Genomic DNA, 3354 nt, shown 5'->3' with positions numbered 1-3354 from the left:
CCCACACTCTGGAGGTTATTAATATTTTCAGTGCCAAAATCCTTGATGACAGTGGGTGAACTTGACCCATCATAAACCCACAATTTGTTCGAAGAGGTTTGGGTGGTGTTGTCCCAAGCACTGGTATAAAGATAAAGCTTCCCGTCAATCACCAACGATTGGTTATATGACTGACCGTAGGAAACCATGGGCAGCAGCATCAATACAAGAATAAAGAGGTTATTAAGCCAATGCTTATTACTGCACATTGATCTCTCCCTGCCCCAGCCCGTTCAGCACCACAGCATTGTCTTCGGCATCCACAAGTTCACTGTCTGAAGTATACTTAATGAAAGACTGACCGGCAGTAATAGTACTCAGGACAAGTGTGGCTATATTGCCCGTCCCTGAGACAGTGGTACTATCACTCCCCAGAAATGACGTGTAAATGCTCAGAAGGCCTACCTCAGGGTTGTCATCGATGAATAAGCCTGACTGTGGATTGAAGAAATCACCAGCATTTACAGAACTGATAGAAACTTTGTCCTGCTCGTATTCTATCTGAATGTGGGCTCCCGCCACACCGACAACCTCAAGGGCATAGAGCTTAACACTGATGCTGCTACCGGCGGTGATGTCGTCAAATTTGTCAGGAAAGAATACCAGCGCCGGCGTGTCAATGCCCTTCTCCGCTGCTACCTCTTCATCCAGAGGGTTATCATACGCCTCCGTGGGCACCTCACAACTAAGAAAAAGTCCCAGCAAGAGGAGAATTGTTAGATAATGCCCACAAGACCTTGCAAATCCGGCCCGTAAAACGTGTAACGTGTAACGTCTACCGTCTAACAAATAACTAATGTCTAACGCCTCAACGGTATGGAGAGCTTCATGAGCGTAGCGCCGGAACCAGGATCGTACGCCAGGCGGAAGGGGAGATCTCTGTTTGAGGTCTCCTCGCTTGATCCATTATCTTTCTTCGGCCCGGTGATCAACGCATGGATAACGTTGGCAGCCCAGATACCCGCAGCGGCATAGGCGAGGGTCTCTGCCTGCGTGGCAGCATTGTCCATAGTTTCATGATGCATCTGAGCTTCGTCCTTATACATCTCGATATCTTCCACATTTTCTGCACCATTATATAAATCGATAGCATTGTTGTATTCATCGTAGGCAGTGAGATATTCAGTTCCAAACACATAAATACCACCGCCAATAGCAATTTCCGAAAGGAGCCATGTGTATCCCCAAAGCTTCCTTTCCGAATAGAACTGACCGGCACCTGGAATAAACATGGACCGCATCATGGCACCGATACGGGTTTTTTGTTTAACCGCCACAGCAGAAACAGCTACCACACCTGATTTTCTCTTTGCTATAAGACCGTCAGGTGCTTTAAGTCCGGATATTTCGTAGGCTAGAATTTCGATCTCAGTGATGAGTCCGTCCACTGCCCCACCATAGGAGACACTCTTCGTCCGGATATTTTCACCGGTCTGTACCGAGAACATCCTCATATCAATCGTAAATGTTCTACCCACCCTTCCGATAGCGCCACCGATCATGTTCTGGACACCAAGGAGTTGTCCCACCTCAACAGCACATTCATCGCTTGTACATCCTGTCTGCTGGAAACCCTGTTCCTGAAGGACCTCTTCCATCATCTGCCGCTCTACCAGTCGCAGGGCCCCCGCATTCGCCAAAGAAGTTCGGAAACGGTCTGTGAGCGTTTGCGCTTCAAGCTGGGAAATACCCCGACCCTCAAAATCCAAAATAGCCACAGTCTCTCGTGAATCCTGTCCAAAAAGGAACAATGGCAGGAGTGAAACCAACATCAGATTGATTGCTCTATTCATCAAAGGTTTGGAGATTTCTTTCTCAGGCATGCTTTACTCGCATTTATTTTGATGGGGACAGGCATAATCCTCCCCAATTGATACATAATCTAAGGGACTTATTTTATCCGGAGCAAGGCGTATTTCCTCGACGTGACACGCGTCACAGATGGGTCGTTTCGATAATATGCACTACCTTAGTACATCAAACAGGTGGCTGTATTTGATAACCACCGACTGGGTTGAACCTGGCAAAGGCATTCCGTCCAAATCCTGAGTCTGGTTATAAACAAGGTAAAGGCCCGTTGCCGCTGAGCGCTGCCAGATAAATCGCCAGTTCATGGACCACTGATCTGTCTGATTATTATACTGCAAGAGTGACTGAATATAGACTTTCGGCGAAAAGGCATAGGTCAGTCTCCCCCTTAAAAGATGGGCCACAAAATTACCCCCGGGTAGATGGACATCATTGTACTTCGAAATAAAGTCAGAGGTAAACCGGTCCCCGAACCGGTACCTCACGGTGACATCAACATGCCGCCGGTCTCCGCCGAAAAAGCCACCAACCCTGGAAACAACAGTCACACTCAACGGTTTGGTAAGGTTTGTGTTGGTTCGAATGTGAATTTCCCTGTGGTGATAAGATCCCGCCGGTACGACCACACCTTTTGAAATCTCAAAGGCCTCCTCAACGCCTTCAATCGGAAAATTAATTCCCGTATCAATTCTGTAACCGTTCCGCCATTCCCAGTGACTGTCCACATGTAGAAATCCCGTCTGTTGAAAACCGTCAAGTCTCCAATATCCCCAGTAGGTGATGTGAGGACGGATCTCCATGAGTCCGAAAAGATCGGTTGGGCGAGTTCTGTTCAGGATTCGGAATAGCCATTTCCGGTAGCCATGCCGCTCCAGAAACCCCATTTCAGGATTAAAGTTCTCCCCCACTTCAGTATATCTCAGCTGAAGCAATAGCCTTTTACTTTCGCGGACACCTTCAATGAGGTAAGCATAAGCTTCACTGTCAATTCCGGGTGTTTCTGTTTGGGCAATGAATGACTTAAACAAACTGATCTCGCCAATCCCAATCTGGCCATCCACCGCCCAGGCTCTGTTGTAATCGCCGTTATCTCTCAGCCCTCGACGGTTTGTACCAATGAATCCAACTGCACTTCGGTTGGGCAGCTCTTTTCTCAGCCGCGCTACAGAAAAATTGTTTCCGTCTGTAACTCCTTCAACAGACTCAGTTTGCATATTGAGAACACCAATATTCAATCCGCCAGCAGTCCCCGTCAACCGGGCACCCCCTAAAATGGGCACTGGTGACCCATCAGGACCGATACCGATTCGTCTACTGAAGAACATTTCAATATCGGGTCCATAATAGGTTGGCTCACCTACGGAAAAAAGACCGGCATTCTCTAAAAAAAAGGATCTTTTTTCCGGGAAAAAAAGACTGAACCGGTCAAGGTTAATCTGTTTTTCATCGGCTTCCACCTGAGCAAAATCTGTATTGTACGTAAAATCTAGGGTAAGACTTGATGTG

Annotated in this window: 3 protein-coding genes; all 3 read right to left on the bottom strand. The window is 47.5% G+C overall.

The features are described 5' to 3' along the window. Window positions 1–248, bottom strand: a 248-nt coding sequence (locus EYO21_01625; GenBank protein HIB02509.1) for a hypothetical protein, incomplete at its 3' end; no start/stop codon positions are given. Beyond that, a complete protein-coding gene (locus EYO21_01620) occupies window positions 238–942 on the bottom strand; it encodes a hypothetical protein (GenBank protein HIB02508.1) in 705 nt (234 codons plus the stop codon). The genes EYO21_01620 and EYO21_01625, both read right to left, overlap by 11 nt. After that, on the bottom strand, window positions 840–1862 hold the full coding sequence (locus EYO21_01615) for a hypothetical protein (protein HIB02507.1): 1023 nt from the start codon (window positions 1860–1862) through the stop codon (window positions 840–842). Before EYO21_01615 ends, EYO21_01620 begins: the two co-directional genes overlap by 103 nt. Between the last annotated feature and the right edge of the window lie 1492 nt (window positions 1863–3354).

Source organism: Candidatus Neomarinimicrobiota bacterium (assembly GCA_012964825.1).
Taxonomy (GTDB): domain Bacteria; phylum Fidelibacterota; class Marinisomatia; order Marinisomatales; family S15-B10; genus UBA2125.
This window is presented reverse-complemented; position numbering and strand designations above follow the sequence as displayed.